Raw genomic sequence first — 25,041 nt, forward strand, 5'->3', positions numbered from 1 at the left:
CAAGCTGACACGCCCTGCCCCGAAGCGAACTTCGCGCCGAAACCGGCTCAAGTCCACTCAACAAGTCGCGCGCATCCGCACATCACTCCATCAGTTGGAGATGACGCGCGGATGAATGGGACAGTGAAGAAAGTCAGGTCTTGTCGTCGTCGCCCTGGGTGATCAGCCGGGCGCTGCGCTGGCCGGTGACGTAGATCCATAGCCAGCTCAGGGAAACCGCAAGCCGGTTGCGGAAACCGATCAGGAAATAGATGTGCGCAATGCCCCACAGCCACCAGGCGAGCCAGCCCGTGAGCTTGATCCAGCCGAAGTCGATCGCCGCGGCGCGTTTGCCGATCGTCGCCAGATCTCCGGCATGTTTGTAGTGAAATGGCCGAGCGGTGTTGTCGCCGCCGAGCCTGGCCTTGATGGTCGCTGCGACGTGGCGGCCCTCCTGCTTGGCTGACGGCGCCACGCCGGGGACCGGCCGTCCGTCGGGCCGCAGCACAAGGGCTGCGTCGCCGATGACGAAAATCTCGGGGCTGCCGGGTACGCTGAGGTCAGGCTCGACGAGCACCCTGCCCGCGCGGTCCGCCTTCGCTCCCAGCCATTCGGCGGCGGGCGAAGCGGCAACGCCGGCTGCCCACAAAATTGTCTTCGCCGCCAATTGCTTGTCGCCAAAGGCAACACCTTCGGCGTCGCAGCGCGTGACAGCGCGGCCGAGCTCGACCGTCACGCCGAGCCGCTCAAGCGCCTTGCTGGCGTAGTCAGACAGTTTTGGCGCGAAATTGGCCAGGATGCGGTCGCCAGCCTCGATCAGCACCACGCGTGTTTGCCGCGTATCGATGTTGCGGAACTCGCCGCGCAGCGTCTCGCGCGCCAGCTCGACGATGGTGCCGGCCAGCTCCACGCCGGTTGGTCCGCCGCCGACGATCGCAATGGTCAGCAGCGCCTGGCGCCTGGCGGGATCGGTTTCCCGCTCGGCCTGTTCGAAGGCAAGGAGAATGCGGCGGCGAATGGTGGTGGCGTCCTCCAGCGTCTTCAGGCCCGGCGCGAAAGGCTCCCATTCGTCGTGGCCGAAATAGGCGTGGCGGGCGCCGGTGGCGAGCACCAGCGTGTCGTAGGAGACCGCGCTACCGTCATCGAGCAGCACGCGTTTGCCGGCGCGGTCGACGCCGGCGACGTTGGCCAGCAGCGTCGTCACATCCTTACGCTTGCGCAGGAGATGGCGGATCGGCCAGGCAACCTCGGAGGTCGCCAGCGCGGTCGTCGCCACCTGGTAGAGCAGCGGCTGGAAAAGATGATGGTTGCGCTTGTCGATCATGGTGATGCGCACCGGCTGTCCAGCCAGCGCGTGGGTGAGTTCGAGGCCGCCGAACCCCGCGCCGACAACGACGACATGATGGCTGGCCTGGCTCATTTCATTCACCCCTGACGGCGAGATTGCCTACCCAGGATGTAGGTATTTTTGTGCAATGCAACAACAGAAGGACGGTACCCGGGACTCGCCGTCCCATGTCGCGAATGCACAAGTTGTGTCGTGTCGCGAGGTATAGCGTCACCGAACACGCTATGGGGTGACGCATGGCCAACGATCATGACGACCAGGGTCCGGCACAATATGCCTCGCCGCCCTGCTTCATGCACGAACTCGATCCAGAATTCCGCGCGCCGTTGTCCGACTGGACCGATGTGCGGCGCTGGCGCAAAGCCGAGCGTGAACGGCTGATTGCCGCGCGGCTCGCGGTTTCGGCCGATGCGCGAACGGCCATGTCCCAGCGCATCGCCGAAGGGCTCGACGCGATCATCGGCGAGATCCGCGGCCGCATGGTCAGCCTTTACTGGCCGTTCCGCGGCGAGCCGGATCTGCGGCCATGGATGGCGTCCGTCAACGAGCGCGGCGGACTCACGGCATTGCCTATCGTCGTCGAGAAAGGGCAGCCGCTGATCTTCCGCGCCTACAAGCAGGGCGACCGGTTGGAAAAAGGCGTCTGGAACATCCCGATCCCGGCCGAGGGCGATCCGGTGCTGCCGGACATCGTCATCGCGCCGATCGTCGGCATTGATCCGGCGAATTATCGCCTGGGCTATGGCGGCGGCTTCTTCGACCGCACGCTGGCTGCCATGCCGTTCAAGCCGCTGGTCATCGGCGTCGGCTACGAACTGCAGCGCATCGCCACCATCTACCCGCAGCCGCACGACATTGCGATGGATCGGATCGTGACCGAGACACTACAGCCAAAAAAGTGAGGAGAAGCCGCAGGATAGAACCGTGACCACCAGCATGAATTGCCAAAAGGAGAGTTCATATCTGAACGGAATGACGGCTATGAGCGAAGCAACGCCGATATAGGCGACACTGCGCAGGACGCCGGGCCAGAATTGCCGATAGCCGAAGAGTTCGAAAAGCGGGCGTTCCAGTTCATTGCCGACGGAAAACAGGTGCAGTGCTGCAAAAAAAAACAGTGCCAGCGCCCAAGCAACAATCGCAAACTTTAACGCAGACGGTTGCAGGATTGGGTGGCCACTGGCGGTCAGGGCCATGCGCTCGGATTGAAGCGCAGCAACCAGCGCAATCGGAACGATTCCAATCAGCCAGTATTCAATGTCGGTTATCGCAATTGCACCAATCTGGGTTGCGGCCTTTGCCACCACAAACAGCAAGGCGCATAGCAACAGCAGGCCAACCCCATAACCGGTGGACCATGGTCGGTCTTGTCGACTTTGCTTCTGTCCGATTTCAGGCACGCCTGAAGCACAACCAATCAGATTCGTTGAAAGAACATACGTTCCCATCGAGGGAGAACACAACGCCGGCCCCGGCGCCAGACCGGCGATGTGCTTAGTCCTCATTGATCCGCCATTCCGGCCGGCGAACCCCGCCATCGATGTCGTCGATATCCTGGACGCGAAGGATCGAGTGATTTCCTATGCCGGTTACCGAGAACGGCACGCAGGCAATGCCGGCTGCGGAGACTGAAAAGGGCAGCATCCTTATCTTCATATCCTTCAAATCACCTTCGTAACCCAGTGCCGGACGAAAAAGTGTTGCGAGGACCGCTCTCGCAGCGCTGGCTCCCCGGTCCACGACGCCGCGATCGAGGGAAAACCGGCTGCGATTTGATACGCCGTTGACCGCACTGCCATTGTTGTTATCAGTGCGGATACAGCGGCTGCCCTCCGCAAGACTGCGGTACTTCGGCGCATCGGATTCATAGAGGACGTGGAAGTCGCGTATCTTGGCGACACCCGAAACGCCATTGTCACCATAACGGTGATACCGCTCATAACCGTCGAGCTTGACTGTCTCTTCACGCGACCCCTTGCGCACCGGATTATCCGCGTTACCGCCGTAACAGCTTTCGCTGTGCGGCTCAGCGGACGGCAGCCTGAGCAGCGAGATGGTATTGTCAGCCGCCTCGCCAGACTCCGTCTGGCGAGCCGATTTAACCACCAACATGCCCCTTTTACGGGCCTGGTCCTTGAGAATGTAGTAGAATTTCGTGGTGCCTGCTGTGTCTGCAGGATGGCTGCGAACAAGAAGCTGCCAGTTCCCACTGTCGTACTGATAAGCGATCGAGCCGTGTCTGACTGTCGGCAGCGAAGCCAGGATTTGGTTACAGACGTTGGCACTGGCTGACGCCAGACTCGTTAGCAACATGCCTGTCGCCAGAATGCTAGTGGTGGTTCTGCGTAAACGCGACATTCTTACCTCCCGTTCACAAGCGCCGACCTACCGGCAGATCAATCGAAACGTGTTTCGTCTTCAGCCAGCCATCGCATCACATAAACGAGGACATGTGGGTCGCCATACGCGACAGAATGGTTGAGTAGCGCACCACCAACTGCCGCGTCGTAAAACTCGAGCCTCGCTGCGGTCAGCGGAATGACGCTGACACCGATCCTATGAAAGAAAAACGTAAAGGGACTGGTGATCGGGTTGAGGCCGAGCCATGCGCAAAATACGGCATTCGACAACAACGACGCGACTACCAAAACCATCAGGTAGGTCAGGGCGAAGCTGACGAGTAGGACGAAGACGCCAAGCGTATACCGCAAATGCGGTTCTTGCGTCACCGCGTCGACCAGCGCCAGTTCTGGCGGCGGAGCGCTGATGGCCCCCGGGTCTAGCGGCGGTGCGCAGACAAATTGCGATAATGACTTCAACCAGTTGCCAAGCAGTCCACCTCCGCTACACCCGTTGGCAAGGAAGTCCAGCACTACGCAGAAAGCCAGAAAATTGGCAAGAAAGACTACTTTTTTGTTCATAAGCATGAACGGAAGAGCTGCAATCGATTCAAGCAACTTGAAGAAGTTAAAAACCTCGTCTCCCGCCGTGTTTACAGAAAGCATTCGAGCTTTACGTATAACTCCGACGCTGACAAACTTGTTCCATCGCAGCAGCCAATCTGCCGCCACGAGAATGAGAGCGTTACGATAGTTTAGTACAATAATACCAAGTATAGAAAAAGTCACTCCGATCGCGAATATATAGATTCCGGTGATGTTTTGCCGCATATCGGCGAAGCCAAACGCAGAGAAAAAGACATATAAAGTCAGCATTGAAATCAGTGCGAGCAGCAGGAAAAGATGAAGGATCAGACCACCAACGAAACTTCCGGGATCCCTCCTCAGAAAATACAGACACGGCGTGTTGAACGTGACAAGACTCACCCTGTCGGTATCAACCTCCGGCCGATTGACAGCCTCAAGGGCGATATTGCCGCCGTGGCTATGGCAAAACAGTGCAACTCGGGCCGCCGGATTTTCGGATAGTTTTTTTCGAACGAGACGAAACAGCTTGGCAGACTGCTTGCGGCGGAGCATGAACAGATTGTTGCCCGGCCACTTGAAGACGGAGAACTCTACGTTGCCTTCCAGTTTGGTCTCAAGAGTCATCCTGAGCAGCGAGCCGTCCAGCGTCCAGGCAGAGTCAGGTGCCCAGGTGCCGAGCACCAGTATCGCAATCCATTTTTTGGACGCGTCTTTCTCTACCAAGAAAGGCCCCCAGCCTATTTACTTGGCATTCTGCACTTTTTTCTTCTGTTGGCAATGCCAATACACTTGATAATCAACAATCCTCTGCGTCAGGTCAAGCCATCTCAGGCTTCATGCCCATCGCGGTGCGGTCGACGATTTCGCGCAAGGCAAAGGATGAGTTGATCTTGGTCACATGCGGCATGGCCGACAGCCATTCCTTGTGGATGCGCTCATAGTCGACCAGGTCTTTCGCGGCGATGCGCAGGATATAATCGTATTCGCCCGACATCAGGTGGCAGGACAAGACATTGGGGCAACGTTTGATCGCCGCTTCGAAATCCGACAGCGTCTTCTCGAACTGGCCCGACAGCGATATATGCACGATCGCCGTCATCTGATGACCGAGCGCTGCATTGGACAGCCGGGCGTGGTAGCCGCGGATGGTTCCGGATTTCTCCAGATTGTCGAGCCGGCGCGAACAGGCCGATTGCGACAGGCCAACCTTCTCGGCAAGCGCCGCATTGGGTATCCTGCCATCCTTCTGCAAAGTCTCGAGAATGGCGATATCGATCCTGTCGAGCGGCATTTTTCGTGAATCCTGCGAATATCATGCTATTTTGCGCAAGGATTATCGAAAGCCGCCTGCCCGCGCAAGCGCATTCGCAAACACTTGCGAGCCGATTCATGGTTCACTCCGCCAATACAGGGAGTGAGCCCAAGAGGGCCCGGATCAGGAGAAGAAAATGCGCGTCGGCTGCCCCAAGGAAATCAAGAATCACGAATACCGCGTCGGCCTCACGCCGGGCTCGGTCCGCGAATATGTGGCGCACGGGCATGAAGTGCTGGTCGAGGCCGGTGCCGGCGCCGGCATTGGCGCCGATGACAACGCCTATCGCGCCGCCGGCGCCACCATCGCCAAGACCGCCGCCGACGTGTTCGCCAAGTCGGACATGATCGTCAAGGTCAAGGAGCCGCAGCCCAATGAGTGGGTTCAGCTGCGCGACGGCCAGATCCTGTACACCTACCTCCATCTGGCTCCGGATCCGGAGCAGACCAAGGGCCTGCTCGCTTCGGGCGTGACCGCGATCGCCTACGAGACCGTAACCGACGACCGTGGCGGCCTGCCGCTGCTGGCACCGATGTCGGAAGTCGCCGGCCGCCTGTCGATCCAGGCCGGCGCCACGGCGCTCCAGAAGGCCAATGGCGGCCGCGGCGTGCTGCTCGGCGGCGTGCCCGGCGTGCTGCCCGGCAAGGTCACCGTGCTCGGCGGCGGCGTCGTCGGCCTGCACGCGGCCCGCATGGCCGCCGGCCTCGGCGCCGACGTCACCATCATCGACCGCTCGATCCCGCGCCTGCGCCAGCTCGACGACCTTTTCGCCGGCCGTGTGCACACCCGCTACTCGACCGTCGAAGCGCTCGAGGAAGAATGCTTCTCGGCCGACATCGTCGTCGGCGCCGTGCTGATCCCCGGTGCTGCCGCGCCCAAGCTCGTCACCCGCGAAATGCTGTCGGGCATGAAGAAGGGCTCGGTGCTGGTCGACGTCGCCATCGACCAGGGCGGCTGCTTTGAGACTTCGCATGCGACGACCCATGCCGAGCCGACCTACGAGGTCGACGGCGTCATCCACTATTGCGTCGCCAACATGCCCGGCGCGGTGCCGGTCACCTCGGCCCATGCCCTCAACAACGCGACGCTGCACTATGGTCTGCAGCTCGCCGACAAGGGCCTGAAGGCGCTGGTCGATGACCATCATTTGCGCAACGGCCTCAATGTCCACAAGGGCAAGATCACCAACCGGGCGGTGGCCGAAGCGCTGGGCTACGAACTGGTCGAGCCGAAAGCTGTTCTGGCCGCCTGATACACCCAGAAATAGACCCAGAAAAAGTCAAGGTGCTGTTGTTGCCCGCCGGTCCACTCCGGCGGGCTTTTTACTGGCTGATCCAGGGCGATAGCCTGCTTATTGGGCGGATCGGTGTCACATGCAGAGGCCGGTTCGCCCAAAACTGTTGCATATTTGTCATTCCTAATCCGACCGACTCCCTGCTAGAGACACGATGGGCTTATTGATTAGGGGTTTGGGCTATGTTTCTTCGCGTTTCTGCGAAATCTTTCCTTTTGGGTGCCGTTTCTGCGATGGCTTTGATGTCGGTCGCGCATGCGGCTGATGTGGTGCAGCCAGTCGAAGCATCCGGTTTTAACTGGAGTGGGCTGTATGTCGGCTTCGGAGTTGGCGCTGGCGCCAACGTTCATAAGCTAGGCAGCGACTTTATTCCGATTTCGCTGAACGGCATTGGCGGTGAGGGTGTCTACGGTGAACTGACCGCTGGTTACGACTATATGGTGTCGCCTCGCTTCCTGCTCGGTGGGCTCGTCGATGTGCACGTTGGCAATATCGAAACCACGATCGATGCCGCCGGTTTCAACGCCTCGATCCAGGAGACATACGGTTTCGACGCCGGCCTGCGCGTCGGCTATCTGTTTACACCGAATACGCTGGGCTACGTGCTCGGCGGCTATACCTGGCAGAAGTATAAGCTCGATACCAATGCTGGCTTCGGCTTTGATTGGGACCAGAGCGGCTACTTCGTCGGCGGCGGCATTGAAACGGCCATCAACAGTAACTGGACGATCAAGACCGAGTACCGTTATACGCGCTTCGGCACCAAGGGGGATCTCCTCTCGGAGGCCGGCCTTATCGGGGCTCCCGATGGCCTTCTCAACCTCGATACGTCGCGTCATACGTTCCAGATTGCGGCCAACTACCGTTTTGGCGCTCAGAATGGCGGCGGTGCCACCTTCGAAACCCCTGCATATAGCTGGACCGGCTTCTATATCGGCGGCGCGGCTGGCGCGGGTGCCTCCGTGCACCAGATCGAAATCCCGCCGCTCGGCGGCGCCAAGTTCAATGGCCTCGGTGGCGAAGGCGCGTTCGGGGAGTTGAACGTCGGTTACGACCAAGACTTCGGCAACTGGGTCGCAGGCGTCATGGTCGACGCCCGCTACTCCGGCATGACCTCGAAGCTGGACCTCGGCGGCGGATCGATCAATGCCGACACCGACTACGGCTTCGATGTGCTTGGCCGCGTTGGCATGAAGATGAACGAATCGACGCTTGCCTATGCGCTGGCTGGTTACAGCTGGCAGCATTTCGATCTGAATGCTTCCGACCCGATCGGCGATATCCTCGACTGGGGCTCCAGTGGTTTCTCGGTTGGTGGCGGTCTGGAAACAGCAGTATCCAGCAACGTCACGGTCGGCGTCGAGTATCGCTATTCGCAGTTTGCCAAGAAGGATTTCTCGTCGGAACTGGGGCTGCCTGACGACACCATCACATCCACTTCTTCTTTCCATACCGTGCGCCTCGGCGCGAAGTACAAGTTCAACTAAAAGCCCTCCAGGCAAAAGTTGCAGCCCGTCGGCCTCGCCGACGGGCTTTTTTCGTGCAGACGTCGTTTGCGCTGAACTCCAGGCAACAAAAAAGCGGAGCCAAAGCCCCGCTTCCTCGATATCGAGATTGCCGCCGGTTCATCCGCGGTCGGCCAATCGATCGACACTCGACTTCTACCGCATCTATGCGACGGGAGTGCGACAGAATTTCCGCCGGCAATCGTTACGCCTCAAGCGCGCTCGATACGGCACTGATAGCAGTTGTTGCGCGCCGACCGGACATGCACGTAGGCAATGTCGTCGCGTTCGAACAAGGCCTCGGCCCGCGCAGCGATCGCCCCGGTTGGGATGACCCCACCGCTGCCATAGACGATACGGTCATCCCTTCCATAGCCGCGCACGATATAGTCCGGGCTTTCGAGAATCTCGGGAAGCGTTTCTGCCTCGGCGGCAGGCTCGCACTCTTCAGCGTGCAGGAAGATCGGCCCGGTTTCGGCATAGGGCTGAAGCTCCGGAAAGGGGCGGTAGGCAAGGATGAGATAAGCATCGCCGGCGGCGATGTTCTTCAGGCAATGCCGGCAAGGCATGCCGTCACCGTCTGAAATTCTGCGCTCGGGCGTCTGGCCATAAGCATCGGGACCGCCGCGCTGCAGGGTTCTGACGTGGTTGGTGGGTAGCGCCTTGAACTGAATGGCCATGGTGAAAACCTCCGGTTTGTTGACCGGAAATTACGCGCTCGGACCAATGCTTCCCACCCGATTCTTGCCAAAGGGATCGAGAGACCGACCCGATGTCGGTGGTCGGCCTCTCGATACATGGCACCGGCGAACGCGCCAAATCGACAAAGTAAGCCGGCTAACTAGATTCGGACCAACCCCGGATCACCGGATGAAGTCGTCGAAGCGCCGCAATGTCACCCTGCGGTTCTGCCAGTTTTCGTTCTGCGTCGGCACGAGCAGGAACTCCTCGCCGTAGCCCACGGTATCCAGGGCATAGCCGGGCACGCCGAATTCGCGCACCAGCGTGCGTTTCAACGAAGCGGCGCGCTGTTCGGACAGGATCTGATTCGACTGGAAGGAGCCGACGGCGTCGGTATGTCCTTCGATCAGCACGCGGGCGCCGGCATCGCGGCGCAGGATGCGCTGCAGCGCGTCGGCGATATTTTCGATCTTGTCGTATTGCGAACTGGAAATGGCGGCCGAGCCGAAGGCGAAATTGATCGACTGGATGTCGATCGAGCGCGCCATGCGGCGTAAATCCGGCCGGCGCTTGAATTCGCGGATGGTGACGCGCTCGTTCGGCCGCAGCTTCACCCGGGGCGCGGCCTCGAGCTTGCGCTCGATCGTCGCGGCCGAGGGCGTCGTCGCCTGGGCGGAGGCAAGGCTCGGCATGGCAATCGCGGCGATCAGCGCGGCGGCAAGGGTACGGCGTGTCAGCATGTCTTTTCTCCTTCGGCCTCAGCCGCATTGACGATGCGGGCAACATGCCAAAGGCAGGCTGAAGCGCCGATGAACGGACGGTTCAGGTGCCGGCCGATCTCGGATTCCGGCTGAAATCAGGGCCGCATGACGCTGGCCGAGCGCTCGGCGAACGGCAGCGGATGCACGACCTCCTTCTTCTGCGCGACAGGCTTGAAGCCGAGTTTCTGGTAGAGCGGCAGAGCTGCCGGATGGTCAAGCGTGCAGGTCTGCACCGTCACCCGTTTCGGCCCATGCGACCAGGCGGCCGAAATCGCCGAACCCAGGAACCAGCGGCCAATGCCTTGCCCGGTGGCATGTTCCATCATGCCGAAATAGGCGAGTTCGACCTCATCAGGCAGATGCGGCTTGAGATCGAAGAAGCCGGCCGGCGCGCCGTCGAGGTAAAGCACCCTTATGTCGCGGTCCTCACGGTGGATGCCAGCCGCAAGTTCGTCATCGTCCAGCCTGAGGACATTCACCCAGTGCCATTTGCGCCCGACCCGGTCCATCAAATAGCGATAGAAATGCAAGGGAATATCCTTGGTCTTCAGCAGCGCGACCTGGCGGTTGTAGGGCACTGGCGGCGAGACTGCGGGAGGAGCATGCATTTCAAGAAAAGTCACCGTGACTTCAATGTCCTGCAGCACACCGTTTTCCATCGCGTTCATTCCTTGCCGGTCTCAGCGGGGCCGGTCACGACAGGCGTGTCGGAGAGCCCGCCCCATTCCGTCCATGAGCCGTCATAAAGCCTGTTGTCAGTATGGCCAAGCGTCTCCAGCGCAAGCGTAATCACCGCGGCCGTAACACCGGAGCCGCAAGATGTGACGACGGGCTTCGACAGGTCAATACCGGCGTCCTCGATCACCTTGCGCAAGCGGTCCTTCGACAACAGCATGCCGTTTTCCGACAGGGCGGAGTACGGCACGTTGCGTGCGCCCGGCATATGACCGGAGCGGATACCCGCGCGGGGCTCGGGCTCGGCACCGGTGAAACGGTCGGGTCCACGGGCATCGGCAATCTGGCTGGCGCTGGTCTCGACGATCCGGCGCATGTCGGCCAGGCTGGCGACGCGGCCGGCGTCGAAATCGGCATGGAACACACTCGGCGCGATCTTCGTCGGTTCGGCCGTCACCGGCCTGCCGGCGGCTTTCCAGCCGTCGAACCCGCCGTCCAGAATATAGGTCTGGAAAACGCCCATGATGCGGAACATCCACCAGGCTCGCGGTGCCGAGAAAAAGCCCGGACCGTCGTAGACGACAATGGTGTCGTCGGCAGACACGCCCATCGAACCGACATATTGCGCGAAATGCTGGGGCGAAGGCAGCGTGTGCGGCAAGGAAGCGTCGGGATCTGAAACCGCGTCCTGATCCAGGAAGCGGGCGCCGGGGATGTGGGCTGCGTTATATTCGGCGCGCGCGTCGCGCTTTTGCGCAGGCAGGTACCAGGATGCGTCCACAATGGTCAGGCCCGGCTGACCGAGGCGCGCCTGCAGCCAGTCCGCGTCGACGATGAAAGGACTGTCTTCGGCCATTCTCGTTCTCTCTAACCAGGGTAAAGCAAAGGTTGCGTGTCACGCGGCCGGCATCGGCCCGAAGCGGATGCGGAAGCGCCTGTTTTCGCGGCCCTTCTTTTCGATCTTGCCGATGTGGATTTCGCCGATTTCGCCGGTGCTTTTGACATGTGTGCCGCCACAGGGCTGGCTATCGACCGCGCCATTCTCACCAATGCAGACCAGGCGGATCTTGCCGGTGCCGACCGGCGGCCGGACATTCTTGGACTTGACCAGGCCAGGGTTCGCGGCGAGTTCCTCGTCGCTGATCAGCCTGGTGAAAATCGGATGATCGGCCCGCACCAGATCCATCAGGCTCGCGGTCACCTCTTCCTTCGAGAAACTGGCGTCCGGAATGTCGAAATCGACACGGCTGTCGTCCTCGGAAACCGCGGCACCGGTAATGGGGAACGGACACACCACGGTAAGCAGATGGCAAGCCGCGTGCATGCGCATCAACAGGTGCCGACGTTCCCAGTCGATGGCGAGTTTGACCTTTTCGCCGACCGCCAGGGCCGCCTGCTCCGGCGCCGGCACATGGATGATCTCGTCCTTGGTCTCGCCCGTGATGGTGGCGGCAACGGTGACACGGCTGCCGTCGGCACGTTCGAGATAGCCGGTATCGCCTGGCTGTCCACCCGAGGTGGCGTAGAAGATGGTCCGGTCGAAAATGATGCCGCCACGATCGTTGACGGCAGCAACCGTCGCATCCGCCGTGCGCAGGTAAGCATCGTCACGAAACAGCGCTTCCATCTTGTGCGCCATCATGCGACCTTTTCGAAAGGCACCGAGATCTTGCTCTGCAGTTCCATCCAGCCCGGCACCGGGAGATTCTTCTCGCGCAGGAATTCCGGATTGAACAGCTTCGACTGGTAGCGCGTGCCATAGTCGCAAAGGATGGTCACGATCGTGTGGCCCGGGCCCAGTTCCCTGGCGAGCCGGATGGCGCCGGCAATGTTGATGCCGGTGGAGCCGCCGACGCACAGGCCTTCTTCCTGGATCAGGTCGAAGACGATCGGGAGCGCGTCCTCGTCCTTGATCTGGAATGAGAAGTCCGGCGTGAACCCTTCGAGATTGGCGGTGATGCGCCCCTGCCCGATGCCTTCGGTGATCGAACTGCCTTCGGACTTCAACTCGCCGCTGGTGTAGAAACTGTAGAGCGCGGCCCCAAGCGGGTCGGCGAGCGCGACTTTCACATCCTTGCTCTTGGCCTTCAGCCCGAAAGCGACGCCAGCCAGCGTGCCGCCGGAACCCACCGCCGAGACGAAACCGTCAACCTTGCCGCCGGTCTGGGCCCAGATTTCCTCCGCCGTGGTGCGGATATGCCCATCGCGGTTGGCGACATTGTCGAACTGGTTGGCCCAGATGGCGCCGTTCGGCTCGGTTCTCGCCATCTGCTCGGCCAGCCGTCCTGACAGCTTCACGTAATTGTTTGGGTTCTTGTAGGGCACGGCGGGCACCTCGATCAGCTCGGCGCCGAGCAGCCGGATCGTGTCCTTCTTTTCCTGGCTCTGCGTATCGGGAATGACGATGACCGTGCGATAACCCAGCGCCTTGGCGACCAGCGTCAGCCCGATGCCAGTATTGCCTGCCGTTCCCTCGACGATGACGCCACCCGGCTTCAACAGGCCGCGCTGTTCGGCGTCGCGGATGATGAAAAGGCCGGCGCGATCCTTGACCGATTGCCCCGGATTCATGAATTCGGCCTTGCCCAGGATCTCGCAGCCGGTTTCTTCCGACGCTTTGTTGAGGCGGATCAGAGGCGTGTTGCCGATCGCGTCGATCACAGAACGGGGCATTCAGGATTCCTTGTTTGCGTGCGCCGAAACCCTAGAAACCCGAAGCTTCGGTTTCAAGGCAAGAATTCGCCTGGTCCACTCGCATTTCCGGCACTGCTGTGCATCCACAGGCCCTCGAGCGGGCTCGATATCCCACAGTTCATTTGCACCCGTCGTCGAAAAGCACTCTTTTCATTCGATTTCCTGACCGCTAGAGCAAGGCACCAACAACTCGACAGGGCGCAGCATGACACTCTATCGGGCCGATCCGAAACACGGCGTCGCCTGGGTCACGGGCGGCAGCAGCGGCATTGGCCGTTCGCTGGCCAGGGATCTGGCGTCCCAGGGCTACGCGGTGGCGGTAACGGCACTGGACGACGATCCGATCGACACGCTCATCGTCGAGACCGCGCAGATGCCAGGCAGCGTCACCGCCTTTCCCTGCGACGTGACCGACGAGCCGCGCATGGCAAGAACGGTGGCCGCGATCGAGAAGGAACTTGGCCCAATCGTGCTCGCCGTCTTCAATGCCGGAAACTACATTTCGACGCCCGGAGAGGCTCTCGTCGTCAAGGACTTCCGCAAATCCTTCGAGGTCAACTATTTCGGCATTATCAACGGATTGGTGCCGGTCGTGGAGTATATGCGCGTGCGGTCGCGCGGCCATGTCGTGCTGGTCGGATCGGTCACCGCCTATTTCGGCTGGCCAACCACAGCCGCCTATGGCGGCACCAAGGCGGCGATCAACATCCTGGCTGAGTCGCTGAAGTATGATTTCGACAAGATGAACATCCGCGTGCAGGTGATAAACCCCGGTTTTGTCGACACGCCGCTGACCGAAAAGAACATGCTGCCGATGCCGGGCCTGATGCCCGTCACCCGCGCGACGCGCCGCATGGTGAAGGCAATCAAATCCGGCGGCTTCGAAGTCACCTTTCCTTACCGCACGAGCTGGCCGCTGAAAGTTCTCGCCATGTTGCCGAGGCCGCTGTGCAGAGGCGTGATCAGCCTTATGACCAGCTGGAAGGCAAGGCCGCTGAACTACGACCGCAGGCCACCCCACGAATAGGATGCCCACAGGATTGGCGGTGTGGCTGCCTGGGCGGCCGTTGCCTGTTCAGGGCCATCGCCCTAGGCTTGATGTTGTTGCGTGGAGTCTGCAATGGGGCGACGGATCGTGCTTGCTGTGCTGGGCCTGATCGCCGTTCTTGCATTGGCCTTCGTCATCGGCCCACGCGTTCCCGTCGACACCACGATCCGCTTCGATCCTTCCCTCATCGGTGACGACCCGCAGGCCTATGTGGCAAAGGTGGAAGCCGCCGTACCCGGGATCCGCGACGGGCTGGAAAAGGAGATCGTCTGGGCGAACCCTATGGTGCATGCCAAGACGCCGCTGTCGATCGTCTACATCCACGGCTTCTCGGCTTCCAAGGGCGAGGTCCGTCCCCTGCCCGACGAGGTGGCCGACCAGCTCGACGCCAATCTCTTCTACACCAGGCTCACCGGTCACGGGCAGGACGGCGCGGCGATGACGCAAGGCAGCGTCAATGCCTGGATCAACGACTATGAGGAAGCGCTCGCCATCGGCCGGGCGATCGGCGACAAGGTGATCGTCATCTCGACCTCGACCGGTGGCTCGCTGGCGGCGTGGGCGGCAACGCAGCCGGGTGCTTCAAATGGCGTGGCTGCCATTGCATTCATCTCACCCAATTTCGGCGTGAAGGCATCCGGCGCCGAGATCCTGACCATGCCATGGGGCAAGCAGATCGCCGAACTGGTGATCGGCAAGGAGCGCAGTTTCGTGGCGCGCAACGCGCTGCACGAGAAATTCTGGACCACCAGATATCCGGTTGCCGCGACGCTGCCGATGCAGGCGCTGACGGAACTCGCCTATGGGGCGCCGGTGGAGCAGGCTGATATCCCTGCCCTGTTCATTTTCTCGGATTCGGACAGGGTGGTGCGGCCGGACCGCACCCGCGAAATCGCCGGGCGCTGGGGCGCACCGCACGAACTGGTGCCAGTCGACGACACCGGCGACCCCGACAACCATGTCATTGCCGGCGATGTGCTGTCGCCATCGACTACGGCATTTCTCGCGCAACGGATTGCCGTCTGGGTCGAGGCGGTGGCGAAGTAAGCTGCGCAGAGACGAAAAGGGCGGCTGAAGCATCGCTTCAGCCGCCCTTTTCTTTGTCAATCAAGCAACTAGCCAACCGCTAGACTAGGGTCGGCTGACCACCGCGAGACACGGTTAAGCAGCCCGCGCCGCCGGCCGCTTGCCGCCGAAGCGGCGCTTGTTGTTGCCCTTGAAGGGTTTTGCGCCTTCCGGCTTGCGCTCGCCGGCAAAGGCCGGCTTGTCGCCGAAGCGCTTCTTGCCAAAGCCGTTGCCCTTGTTCTCGCCGCCCGGCCGCCTGCCGTCGCGACGGCCATTGCGGTCGTTGCGGTCGTTGGCGGGCTCGAAGCGCTCGTTCTTTTCAGCCGGATTGCGCTGCGGATCGGGGCTGCCGAGATGGTCGGCAACGATCGGCAGCTTGGTGCGGATGATGCGCTCGACCTGGCGCAGCTTGCTGTTTTCTGAAGGATCGCAAAGCGTGATCGCAATGCCGTCCATGCCGTTGCGGCCTGTGCGGCCGATGCGGTGGACATAGCTTTCGGCCTCGTCCGGCAGGTCGAAATTCACGACATGGCTGATGCCGGGCACGTCGATGCCACGCGCCGCGATGTCGGTCGCGACCAGAATGCGTACCGATCCCTCACGGAAATCGTTCAGCGCCTTCTGACGGGCGTTCTGCGACTTGTTGCCATGGATGACGGCGGCCTTGAAGCCATCGCGCTCGAGGTCCTTGGTCACCCGGTCGGCACCATGCTTGGTGCGCGAAAAGATGATGACGGACTTCATCGCCTCGTCGGCGAGCATCGTCGACAGCACCTGGCGCTTTTGCTTGGTGCGGGCGAAAACCACGCCCTGGACGATTTCGGCCGCCGCGGTGCTTTGCGGCGAGACTTCGATGCGGACGGGGTTCTTCAACAGGCCCTTGGCCAGTTCGGCGATCTCGTCCGGCATGGTGGCCGAAAACAGCGCCGTCTGGCGATCAGGCGCGGTCGCCTTGGCGATGCGCTTGACGTCGTTGATGAAGCCCATGTCGAGCATGCGGTCGCCCTCGTCCAGCACCAGCCATTTGGTGTCGGAGAGGATGAGGTCACCCTCGCGCACCAGATCGGTCAGCCGGCCGGGCGTGGCAATCAGGATGTCCACGCCGGGAGCAACCTTCTTCACCTGGCTGAAGCGCGAGACGCCGCCCAGCACCAGTGCGGTGGAGACATGCTGGCCTTTTGCGAGGATCTTGATGGTGTCTTCGATCTGCACGGCAAGTTCACGCGTTGGCGCCAGGATGAGCGCACGGGCCGTCTTGGCGCGCCGCTTGGTGCCGAGCGCGATGATCTTCGACAGGATCGGCAGCGCAAAGGCCGCGGTCTTGCCGGAGCCGGTCTGCGCAATGCCGAAAATGTCACGGCCTTCCAGCTGCGGCGGGATGGCCTGCATCTGGATCGGCTTCGGTTCGGTGAAGCCGGCATTGTGGGTGGCCTTGAGCAGCGCGCCCGTGATTCCCAGCGCCGCGAAACCGGAGAGTTCCACGGTGTCGTTGCCGGGCAATGTGTTTTCGTTGGTCAAAATAATCTTCTTTCACGCGGCTTCTTGGCCGCAAACATCAATGGCGGCAGGGCGCAACCTGCCGTCGAAAAACTTGATATGAAACGACAAGGCGGGCGGACGCATGCGTCCACTCGGCTGCGCTGTCGTGCCCGCAGGCATCATGCCACGGGGCTTTTTCGCCGCCTTGCCAACCAATCGGGGGCCGATTTGCCGGAAAGAGGGAAAACAGACGCAACCAGTCTCATTTGTCGAGAAGGCCGGAATCTCCCGGCCCAAGCGCCTATGGGCTGCATATGGCTGAGTTCGCCCCGGAATGCAAGGGGCATCATGCTGCAGTGCAGCAAAACCAGCGACGCTTGCGCTCTCCGGCGGGCATCATTACCACAAATGCAGCTTCTATTTTGAGGACCAAGCGATGAAGGACGTGCTGAAGGAACTCGAGCGCCGGCGCGAGATCGCCCGCATGGGTGGCGGACAGGCGCGCATCGACGCCCAGCACAAGAAGGGCAAGCTTACCGCCCGCGAACGCATCGAGGTGTTCCTCGACGAAGGCTCGTTCGAGGAGTTCGACATGTATGTCGAGCACCGCTCGACCGATTTCGGCATGGAGAAGACCAAGATCGCCGGCGACGGCGTCGTCACCGGCTGGGGCACCGTCAACGGCCGTCCCGTCTATCTCTTCGCCAAGGATTTCACCGTGTTCGGCGGCTCGCTGTCGGAAGCCCATGCCGAGAAGGTCATCAAGGTGCAGGAGATGGCGCTGCGCAACCGCGCGCCGATCATCGGGCTCTACGATGCCGGCGGCGCGCGCATCCAGGAGGGCGTGGCGGCGCTTGGCGGCTATGCCGAGATTTTTCAGCGCAATGTGCTGGCCTCCGGCGTCATCCCGCAGATTTCCGTGATCATGGGCCCCTGCGCCGGCGGCGATGTCTATTCGCCTGCCATGACCGATTTCATCTTCATGGTGCGCGACACCTCCTACATGTTCGTCACCGGTCCGGATGTGGTGAAGACCGTCACCAACGAGACGGTGACGGCCGAGAGCCTCGGCGGCGCTTCCGTGCACACAACCAAATCCTCCATCGCCGACGGCGCCTATGACAATGATGTCGAGGCGCTCTTGCAGATGCGCCGGCTGGTCGATCTGCTGCCTGCCTCGAACACATCGGAGCTTCCCGAGATCGAATGCTACCAGTCGGTCACCGACCACGACCTGTCGCTTGACCGGCTGATCCCGGACAATGCCAACAAGCCCTACGACATCAAGGAACTGATCCTGAAGGTCGCCGACGAGGGCGACTTCTTCGAGATCCAGCAGAGTTTCGCCAAGAACATCGTCACCGGCTTCGGCCGCGTCGAGGGCCGCACGGTCGGCTTCGTCGCCAACCAGCCGATGGTGCTGGCCGGCGTGCTCGATTCCGACGCCAGCCGCAAGGCGGCGCGCTTCGTGCGTTTTTGCGACTGTTTTTCGATCCCGATCGTCACCTTCGTCGATGTTCCAGGCTTCCTGCCGGGCACCGCGCAGGAATATGGCGGGCTGATCAAGCATGGCGCCAAGCTGCTGTTCGCCTATGCCGAGGCGACCGTGCCGAAGATCACCGTCATCACCCGAAAGGCCTATGGCGGCGCCTATGACGTGATGGCCTCAAAACATCTGCGCGGCGACATGAACTATGCCTGGCCGACGGCGCAGATCGCGGTCATGGGTGCCCGGGGCGCGGTCGAGATCATCTACCGCAAGGACATTGGCGACGCGGAAAAGATCGCAGCCCATACAAAGACTTACGAGGATCGCTTCCTGTCGCCCTTCGTGGCCGCCGAGCGCGGTTATGTCGACGAGGTGATCATGCCGCACTCGACCCGCCGCCGTATTGCGCGCGCGCTCAGAATGCTGCGCAACAAGGACATGCAGAACCCCTGGAAGAAGCACGACAACATCCCGCTGTAAGGCGACCGATGGGCGTCCGCCAGCGGTAGGCGTCAAACACTCATTCCTCTTCCGCCGCGCCGAACCCCGCGTCCCTGGGCGCGCTGGTAGCGCTCGCCCAGGGTGTTGCGTGGTTATCGATGCGCATCTGGAAGATGAAATAGGTCGGCGAGCAGAAGCCGATGCCCTTGACCTTGGCCACGCCCGGCGTGTCCGGCGGCAGCGACTGGCACATATAGTCCTCGCGGCAGAAATGATCGGCGGAACATGCCGGCCGGTTGCCGCGATTGACCGCGCCGCCGAGGCACTGGTCGAAATTGTTGGTCGCCACGCACGTGTCGAATTTCTTGCCGCCGACCATCCCGCAGATTTCGTTCGGCATCGGCTTGCCCTTCTTGAAGGCGGCAAAGTTGCGATCCTTGTCGTCGCAAGCGCGGTAGGCGATGCCGGCCGGCACGCCGATCTTGGGCGGCCGGCAGGTATAGGCGGTCCGCGAAACTCCCGGCGCGAAGGCGGCGAATTGCCCAGTGATCTTGTAGCGATCGTTGAAGGGCTGCGACGGGTTGCTGGCGATCGACCCGGTCAGGCAAGGATGGCCGGAGAACATCTTTTCACTGTCCTTGGGCAACAGACATTGCGCCAGAGCGGTGCGCACGCCTGATGCGGTCGCCAGCGGCGTGCAGACCGTGCCGCCGCCGCATGCCCAAGTCGCGCCGAAGCGCGCGGCATCGTCAGGCATCAGGCATGGCATCGCCATTTCAGCCGGCGCATAGTCGACGTCGCCTGTATCGGTCCAGGTGGCTGGCGGTGCGAAGGACAGCGGCCGGTAGCGATTCGGCTCCTTGCCTTCCTGCGTTGCGCGCAGCCAGGCCTGGCGCCGGGGAATCTCGGCATGGAGATGCGGCGAGATGCCAACCTCGATGCGGTTGAGCGGCGACGTCGTCCTGTCGTCGAGGCCGATGAAGTGGAAGCCGGCGGTGGAACCCGCCTGGTGACAGCCCTGGCAGGCGCCATTGTCCAGCCGCTCGACCAGGGCCTCGGGCGTGCGCACCAGCTTCGTCGAGGAATAATCGAGCGATCCGAACTCCTCGGGTTGGAATATTTGCGTAAACGGATGGTTGGCTTGCCGCGCACTGCCGAAGGTCGACCACGAGATGACCTTCTTCGCAAGGAATTCATCCGGAATTTCGTAGACGCCGAGATCGACCGCCGCGGCATTCGCGCTAACATAATCGGCAAGCCGCTTCTTCATCGCGGCATCTTGCGAGAGTCGCCCAGTGTCTGGCGTGTTCTCCAGCGGCTTCTCGCGGACGGTCGCGCCATCGATGCCGAATATCCGCATGAGGTAGGCGGCCTGGCCGCCGAATTCGGTCTCCTGGCCCGAGGGAAAGCGCACGACCTGCGCATTGAGTTCGAGCTGCTTGAAGGTCAGCTCGGCCGGGTCCAGCGGCCCGCCGCTCAGCCAGCCGGCATCGACGGTCTCGTCGAGTTGCGGCGTCCAATGCCCGGCAACGCCGACGCAGCCGCCATCGGCATCTGGTGCCACGCTGTAGACGGCGTTGAAGTTGAACGGCAGCCGCGAGGCCAGCACCTTGCCGTCCTTCTTGAAACTGTAAGCCAGGCGATAGATGAAACGCACCTCGCCGCAGCTGTTGTCGCCCTCCAGGGCAGCGAAATCACGCCGGTCGAGCCGGTTGACGACGCCGACCAGCCGAAAGCGCGCCGCCTCCGTCTTCAGCCAGCGCATATCCATGATGCGGCCGACATTGCCGTCCGTCACCTCGTAAAGCGTGCGCCCGCCGGCCTTGATCTCGGCGCGCAGGGTGGCGATATCTGATGCCACCGTATCGACGATCGCATGATAGGCCGGCGCTTCGTCATAGAGCGCCTTCAGATCATCCCCGCCATCGACATGAAAAATGCCGGCGAAGCCGAACCCTTTGGCGTCGAGGGCGGCGAGCACTGCCGGATCGTCGACGATGGTCACCGGCTGCCCGGCGCGCACGCCATGCGATGCGAACAGCGCGATGACGACCGCGACGGCGAGCGCGAAACGCTTCATTCGACGTGCACTTTGCGACGTGCCTCGACCAGTTCGCGCAGCGCCGGCACCAGCGCCAGCGGCAGATCCTCGGCGATCAGCCCCGGACCGAACCGGCTGCCGGCCTCGGCATGGATCCACACTGCCGCGCAGGCCGCTTCGAACGCCGGCATGGCTTGCGCCAGCAAGCCGGCTGATATGCCGGACAGCACGTCGCCGGACCCGGCGGTCGCAAGCCAGGCCGCGCCGTTGGAATTGATCGCCGCCCGGCCATCGGGAGCAGCGATCACCGTGTCGGCGCCCTTGTAGACGATAACGGCATTGGCACGTGCGGCCGCCGCGCGCGCCTTGTCGAGCTTGGACGAGGCGTTGTCAGAGGCGATGTCGGGAAACAGCCTGCCGAACTCACCGTCGTGCGGCGTCATCACCAAGGCTGGCGCATGCGGCCTGCGCGCCGCTTCGAACAAGATTTCCGGCGCCTCGCGAAAAGAGGTGATCGCGTCGGCATCGAACACAAGGCCATCGACCTGTGCGGAAGCATCCCGCGGCTCGCCGGAGGCGAGGAGTGCCAGCCCAAAGGTCCGCGTCTTGTCACCTACGCCGAAGCCGGGACCAAGAACGAAGGCCGAAGGCCGGCGCTCGCCGATAAATTCCCCGATGTCCGAGACGTCATCAGTCTTGCGCAGCATGATCGAGGTCAGATGGCTGGCATTGACCTGCATGGCGTTGCCCGGCGACAGCACGGTCACCGCCCCTGCCCCGCTTCGGGCCGCCGCAAGCGCGGCCAGTCGCGCCGCGCCGGTGGCGCTCGGCCCGCCGGAAAAGACGCCGACATGGCCGCGCCTGTATTTATGCGCGTCGACAGCCGGCACCGGGAAATCGCGCAGCCAATTTGCCGGTGTGTTCTCGAACGTCCGGGGCTGGAGCCGCGCAATGATGTCGGCGCCGATGCCGATATCGGCAAGCACGATCTCGGCGCATCGCTCCCGTCCCGGCAGGAGCAGATGGCCAGGCTTCTTGCGCGCGAAGGTCACGGTGGCGGCTGCGGTGAACGCCACGCCTAACACCTTGCCGCTGTCGCCGGAAACGCCCGAGGGCAAATCGACCGCGACAACCGGCAGACGCCGATCGGCAGCGACGCCGACCGCCCTGGCGGCATCGCCGGACAGCGGCTTGGACAGCCCTGCCCCGTAGAGCGCATCGACCACGATCGAGCCGGGCGAGGCTTCAAAGCCCGACAGCGGCCGCGGCGCGATCGGGCATTCCGCCGCGGCGAGTGCGGCGTCGCTTTGCGGCTTCGGCGCACCGGATGCCCAGACCGTGACGGCGGCGCCGCTGCCAGCCAGGATGCGGGCGACGACATAGCCGTCGCCGCCATTGTTGCCGGGACCACACAGAACGTGGACATGTGTCGCCGAGGGATAACGCCTGAGAACTTCGGCCGCCACCGCTTCGCCGGCGCGGCGCATCAGGCCGATGCCGTCGACCGGGCCGGCGGCAATCGTCAGCCGATCCGCCTCGCCCATTTCGGCGGAAGTAAGAAGTTCATCGCTCATGGATTGCCGATCCGCATTCGATCAAGCATTGTCCAGTTTTCGAGCCGAAGCAAACAAAGAGGAGCGCATCACCAACTGCGGCCATGTCGCCAGGGCGGGCATCAAGGCAAAACCGCACACCAGACGAGCATCCTGCCTAATTGTTAGGCAGACGCAAACCCGGGACCTGTGTAGGCTTCAGTAGGCCATGCCGCATCCGATGCAGTGAATGACGCGAATTTGCATCTCGGCGCGGCATGGGTTGGAAATCGTATGAAACCGCTTCGAATCCAGTTATCTGGCACAGTTCGTGCTTGATGGAGGCGCAAGCGGGGGTTCACAACCCGTTTTTTTGGCAGTGGAGGCCACTTTTTACATGAAAAAGATCGAAGCGATCATCAAGCCATTCAAGCTGGACGAAGTGAAGGAAGCGCTTCAGGAGGCCGGACTGCAAGGCATCACCGTAACCGAGGCCAAGGGCTTCGGCCGTCAGAAAGGCCACACCGAACTCTACCGCGGCGCCGAGTATGTCGTCGATTTCCTGCCCAAGGTGAAGATCGAGGTCGTGCTCGGCGACGACGCGGTCGAAGGCGCCATCGAAGCCATCCGCAAGGCGGCCCAGACCGGCCGTATCGGCGACGGCAAGATCTTCGTCTCCAACATCGAGGAAGTCGTGCGCATCCGCACCGGCGAGACCGGAATGGACGCCGTCTGACGCGACCGTCCTCCAAGAAACGTCATCCATCAAAAAACGTCATCAAACAGGGATACATGACATGACGACAGCCAAAGACATCATGAAGCAGATCAAGGACAACGACGTGAAATTCGTCGACCTGCGCTTCACCGACCCGAAGGGCAAGCTGCAGCACGTAACGATGGATGTCGTCGAGGTCGAGGAAGACATGTTCGCCGACGGCGTCATGTTCGACGGCTCCTCGATTGCCGGCTGGAAGGCCATCAACGAGTCCGACATGGTGCTGATGCCCGATCCGGACACGGTCCACATGGACCCGTTCTTCGCCCAGTCGACCATGGTCATCCTGTGTGACATCCTCGATCCGGTCTCGGGCGAATCCTACAACCGCGACCCGCGCGGCACGGCCAAGAAGGCCGAGGCCTACATGAAGGCCGAAGGCATCGGCGACACCATCTATGTCGGCCCGGAAGCAGAGTTCTTCGTGTTCGACGACGTCAAGTACAAGGCCGATCCCTACAACACCGGCTTCAAGCTGGACTCCACCGAACTGCCGTCCAACGACGACACCGACTACGAGACCGGCAATCTCGGCCACCGTCCACGCGTCAAGGGCGGCTATTTCCCGGTGCCGCCGATCGACAGCGCGCAGGACATGCGCTCCGAGATGCTGACCGTGCTCGCCGAAATGGGCGTGCGCGTCGAAAAGCATCACCACGAAGTCGCCGCCGCTCAGCACGAGCTTGGCATCAAGTTCGACACGCTGGTCCGCAACGCCGACAAGATGCTGATCTACAAGTATGTCGTGCATCAGGTCGCCAACGCCTATGGCAAGACGGCCACCTTCATGCCGAAGCCGATCTTCGGCGACAACGGCTCGGGCATGCACGTCCATCAGTCGATCTGGAAGGGCGGCAAGCCGACCTTCGCCGGCAATGAATATGCCGGCCTGTCGGAAAGCTGCCTGTTCTACATCGGCGGCATCATCAAGCACGCCAAGGCGATCAACGCGTTCACCAACCCGTTGACCAACTCCTACAAGCGTCTTGTGCCCGGCTATGAAGCGCCGGTGCTGCTCGCCTATTCCGCGCGCAACCGCTCCGCCTCCTGCCGCATTCCGTTCGGCTCGTCGCCGAAGGCCAAGCGCGTCGAGGTCCGCTTCCCCGATCCGGGCGCGAACCCCTACCTCGCCTTCGCCGCCATGCTGATGGCCGGCCTCGACGGCATCAAGAACAAGATCCACCCCGGTCAGCCGATGGACAAGGATCTCTACGACCTGCCGCCGAAGGAGCTGAAGAAGATCCCGACCGTCTGCGGTTCGCTGCGTGAAGCCCTCCAGAGCCTCGACAAGGACCGCGGCTTCCTGAAGGCTGGCGGCGTCTTCGACGACGACCAGATCGACAGCTACATCGAGCTGAAAATGGCCGAGGTGATGCGCTTCGAAATGACCCCGCATCCAGTCGAATACGACATGTACTACTCGGTCTAAGAACCCCGTACGAATAGCGTCGAAAAGCCCTTGAAGGATTTCCCCTTCAAGGGCTTTTTGCTGTCTCGACGCTTCGCGATGAATCGCTTGGCCACCCAACAGCGTGGCGAACTCTTTTGGTTTTAAGGATTGTTTGATGGTCTGATTTGCCTGGGCCAGTGCCCGGCAGAAGACTCAAAGGAAAGCTAACGAGCAGCCATTTCCGGCGCGGCAAAACGCCAGGAGCGAGCGGCGCACTGCCTCAGGCTGCAATGCCCGCTCGTCCGGCGCCCCCGCCAATGCCGTCGTTCAAGAAACCCCGCCCCGTTCGAACAGCATCGCTTTGGCGTAACCCCATGGCGTGAATACGCATGCCGCAACGTGATCTGTCAACGTCGCCGGGCGAAGGCATGAATCGCCAATTTCGATGTATGAACAGAGGCTTATACTGGGCATCGTTGGTGTACGGATGAGCCGGAACAGGCTGTTTTCCGGGCTTTTTCAATGAACTCGGAAACGCACGACACCAATGGCGCCGACGGGGGTCAGTCAAAAGCCTCCCCGTCCGGTGAATTTGTTCGATC

22 protein-coding genes are annotated in these 25,041 nt (G+C 61.8%); 8 read left to right on the forward strand and 14 right to left on the reverse strand.

What is annotated here, in order from left to right:
* Positions 1-133: 133 nt before the first annotated feature.
* Entirely contained in the window at positions 134-1,399 is a 1,266-nt protein-coding gene (locus tag JG746_RS20800; protein WP_202354485.1) for an NAD(P)/FAD-dependent oxidoreductase, read from the reverse strand.
* A 164-nt stretch (positions 1,400-1,563) separates the two neighbouring features.
* On the opposite strand from JG746_RS20800, the gene JG746_RS20805 reads away from it, so the two are divergent.
* On the forward strand, positions 1,564-2,229 hold the full coding sequence (locus tag JG746_RS20805; protein WP_202354486.1) for a 5-formyltetrahydrofolate cyclo-ligase: 666 nt from the start codon (positions 1,564-1,566) through the stop codon (positions 2,227-2,229).
* Here the strand turns inward: JG746_RS20805 and JG746_RS20810 are convergent.
* The 4 genes from JG746_RS20810 to JG746_RS20825 form a co-directional block, all read right to left on the reverse strand.
* Positions 2,212-2,832, reverse strand: a complete 621-nt coding sequence (locus JG746_RS20810; protein WP_202354487.1) for a hypothetical protein — start codon at positions 2,830-2,832, stop codon at positions 2,212-2,214. The two genes, JG746_RS20805 and JG746_RS20810, sit on opposite strands and share 18 nt — an antisense overlap.
* Complete coding sequence (locus JG746_RS20815; protein WP_202354488.1) at positions 2,822-3,685, reverse strand: hypothetical protein; 864 nt, start codon at positions 3,683-3,685, stop codon at positions 2,822-2,824. The genes JG746_RS20810 and JG746_RS20815 overlap by 11 nt, the downstream gene beginning before the upstream one ends.
* A 38-nt stretch (positions 3,686-3,723) precedes the next feature.
* The gene (locus JG746_RS20820; protein WP_202354489.1) at positions 3,724-4,977 is read right to left on the reverse strand and encodes a hypothetical protein; all 1,254 of its coding nucleotides are present in this window, start codon (positions 4,975-4,977) and stop codon (positions 3,724-3,726) included.
* Between the two features lie 94 nt (positions 4,978-5,071).
* Entirely contained in the window at positions 5,072-5,545 is a 474-nt protein-coding gene (locus tag JG746_RS20825; protein ID WP_010909317.1) for an Lrp/AsnC family transcriptional regulator, read from the reverse strand.
* 157 nt (positions 5,546-5,702) lie between these two features.
* On the opposite strand from JG746_RS20825, the gene ald reads away from it, so the two are divergent.
* Together ald and JG746_RS20835 are read left to right on the forward strand one after the other, a co-directional pair.
* Positions 5,703-6,818, forward strand: a complete 1,116-nt coding sequence (gene ald / locus JG746_RS20830) for an alanine dehydrogenase (RefSeq protein ID WP_010909316.1) — start codon at positions 5,703-5,705, stop codon at positions 6,816-6,818.
* Positions 6,819-7,042: 224 nt separating this feature from the next.
* The gene (locus JG746_RS20835) at positions 7,043-8,347 is read left to right on the forward strand and encodes an outer membrane protein (RefSeq protein ID WP_202354490.1); all 1,305 of its coding nucleotides are present in this window, start codon (positions 7,043-7,045) and stop codon (positions 8,345-8,347) included.
* A gap of 230 nt (positions 8,348-8,577) precedes the next feature.
* Here JG746_RS20835 and JG746_RS20840 read toward each other — a convergent pair whose 3' ends face one another.
* The 6 genes from JG746_RS20840 to JG746_RS20865 form a co-directional block, all read right to left on the reverse strand.
* The gene (locus tag JG746_RS20840) at positions 8,578-9,045 is read right to left on the reverse strand and encodes a DUF1203 domain-containing protein (RefSeq protein ID WP_202354491.1); all 468 of its coding nucleotides are present in this window, start codon (positions 9,043-9,045) and stop codon (positions 8,578-8,580) included.
* Positions 9,046-9,228: 183 nt separating this feature from the next.
* Positions 9,229-9,786 (reverse strand): OmpA family protein, encoded by a 558-nt coding sequence (locus JG746_RS20845; protein WP_202354492.1) that lies wholly within the window; start codon positions 9,784-9,786, stop codon positions 9,229-9,231.
* Positions 9,787-9,902: 116 nt separating this feature from the next.
* Positions 9,903-10,466 (reverse strand): GNAT family N-acetyltransferase, encoded by a 564-nt coding sequence (locus tag JG746_RS20850; RefSeq protein ID WP_202354493.1) that lies wholly within the window; start codon positions 10,464-10,466, stop codon positions 9,903-9,905.
* Positions 10,467-10,471: 5 nt separating this feature from the next.
* Complete coding sequence (sseA, locus tag JG746_RS20855) at positions 10,472-11,338, reverse strand: 3-mercaptopyruvate sulfurtransferase (RefSeq protein WP_202354494.1); 867 nt, start codon at positions 11,336-11,338, stop codon at positions 10,472-10,474.
* Positions 11,339-11,377: 39 nt separating this feature from the next.
* The gene (locus tag JG746_RS20860; protein ID WP_202359418.1) at positions 11,378-12,121 is read right to left on the reverse strand and encodes an alanyl-tRNA editing protein; all 744 of its coding nucleotides are present in this window, start codon (positions 12,119-12,121) and stop codon (positions 11,378-11,380) included.
* Positions 12,121-13,155, reverse strand: coding sequence for a cysteine synthase A (locus JG746_RS20865; protein ID WP_202354495.1), 1,035 nt, complete (start codon positions 13,153-13,155; stop codon positions 12,121-12,123). The genes JG746_RS20860 and JG746_RS20865 overlap by 1 nt, the downstream gene beginning before the upstream one ends.
* Positions 13,156-13,381: 226 nt before the next feature.
* Here JG746_RS20865 and JG746_RS20870 point away from each other — a divergent pair, with 226 nt between their 5' ends.
* Both JG746_RS20870 and JG746_RS20875 read left to right on the forward strand, forming a co-directional pair.
* Positions 13,382-14,203, forward strand: coding sequence for an SDR family oxidoreductase (locus JG746_RS20870; RefSeq protein ID WP_202354496.1), 822 nt, complete (start codon positions 13,382-13,384; stop codon positions 14,201-14,203).
* A 93-nt stretch (positions 14,204-14,296) separates the two neighbouring features.
* Positions 14,297-15,271 carry an alpha/beta hydrolase gene (locus JG746_RS20875; RefSeq protein ID WP_202354497.1) on the forward strand — a complete coding sequence of 325 codons (975 nt, stop codon included), beginning with the start codon at positions 14,297-14,299 and terminating at the stop codon, positions 15,269-15,271.
* Between the two features lie 114 nt (positions 15,272-15,385).
* On the opposite strand, the gene JG746_RS20880 is transcribed toward JG746_RS20875, so the two are convergent.
* Entirely contained in the window at positions 15,386-16,807 is a 1,422-nt protein-coding gene (locus tag JG746_RS20880; RefSeq protein ID WP_202354498.1) for a DEAD/DEAH box helicase, read from the reverse strand.
* A gap of 397 nt (positions 16,808-17,204) precedes the next feature.
* Between JG746_RS20880 and JG746_RS20885 the strand changes: the two genes are divergently transcribed.
* Positions 17,205-18,737 carry an acyl-CoA carboxylase subunit beta gene (locus tag JG746_RS20885; protein ID WP_095203307.1) on the forward strand — a complete coding sequence of 511 codons (1,533 nt, stop codon included), beginning with the start codon at positions 17,205-17,207 and terminating at the stop codon, positions 18,735-18,737.
* Positions 18,738-18,777: 40 nt separating this feature from the next.
* Here the strand turns inward: JG746_RS20885 and JG746_RS20890 are convergent, their stop codons facing one another.
* Positions 18,778-20,778 (reverse strand): hypothetical protein, encoded by a 2,001-nt coding sequence (locus tag JG746_RS20890; protein ID WP_202354499.1) that lies wholly within the window; start codon positions 20,776-20,778, stop codon positions 18,778-18,780.
* A complete protein-coding gene (locus JG746_RS20895) occupies positions 20,775-22,313 on the reverse strand; it encodes an NAD(P)H-hydrate dehydratase (protein WP_202354500.1) in 1,539 nt (512 codons plus the stop codon). Before JG746_RS20895 ends, JG746_RS20890 begins: the two co-directional genes overlap by 4 nt.
* 355 nt (positions 22,314-22,668) lie before the next feature.
* Between JG746_RS20895 and JG746_RS20900 the strand changes: the two genes are divergently transcribed.
* Complete coding sequence (locus tag JG746_RS20900) at positions 22,669-23,007, forward strand: P-II family nitrogen regulator (RefSeq protein WP_006205430.1); 339 nt, start codon at positions 22,669-22,671, stop codon at positions 23,005-23,007.
* Positions 23,008-23,068: 61 nt separating this feature from the next.
* Positions 23,069-24,478, forward strand: coding sequence for a type I glutamate--ammonia ligase (gene glnA, locus JG746_RS20905; protein WP_202354501.1), 1,410 nt, complete (start codon positions 23,069-23,071; stop codon positions 24,476-24,478).
* Positions 24,479-25,041: the final 563 nt, after the last annotated feature.

Origin of the sequence: Mesorhizobium sp. 113-3-3, assembly GCF_016756495.1 — a bacterium.
In the GTDB taxonomy this organism is placed as follows: Bacteria; Pseudomonadota; Alphaproteobacteria; order Rhizobiales; family Rhizobiaceae; genus Mesorhizobium.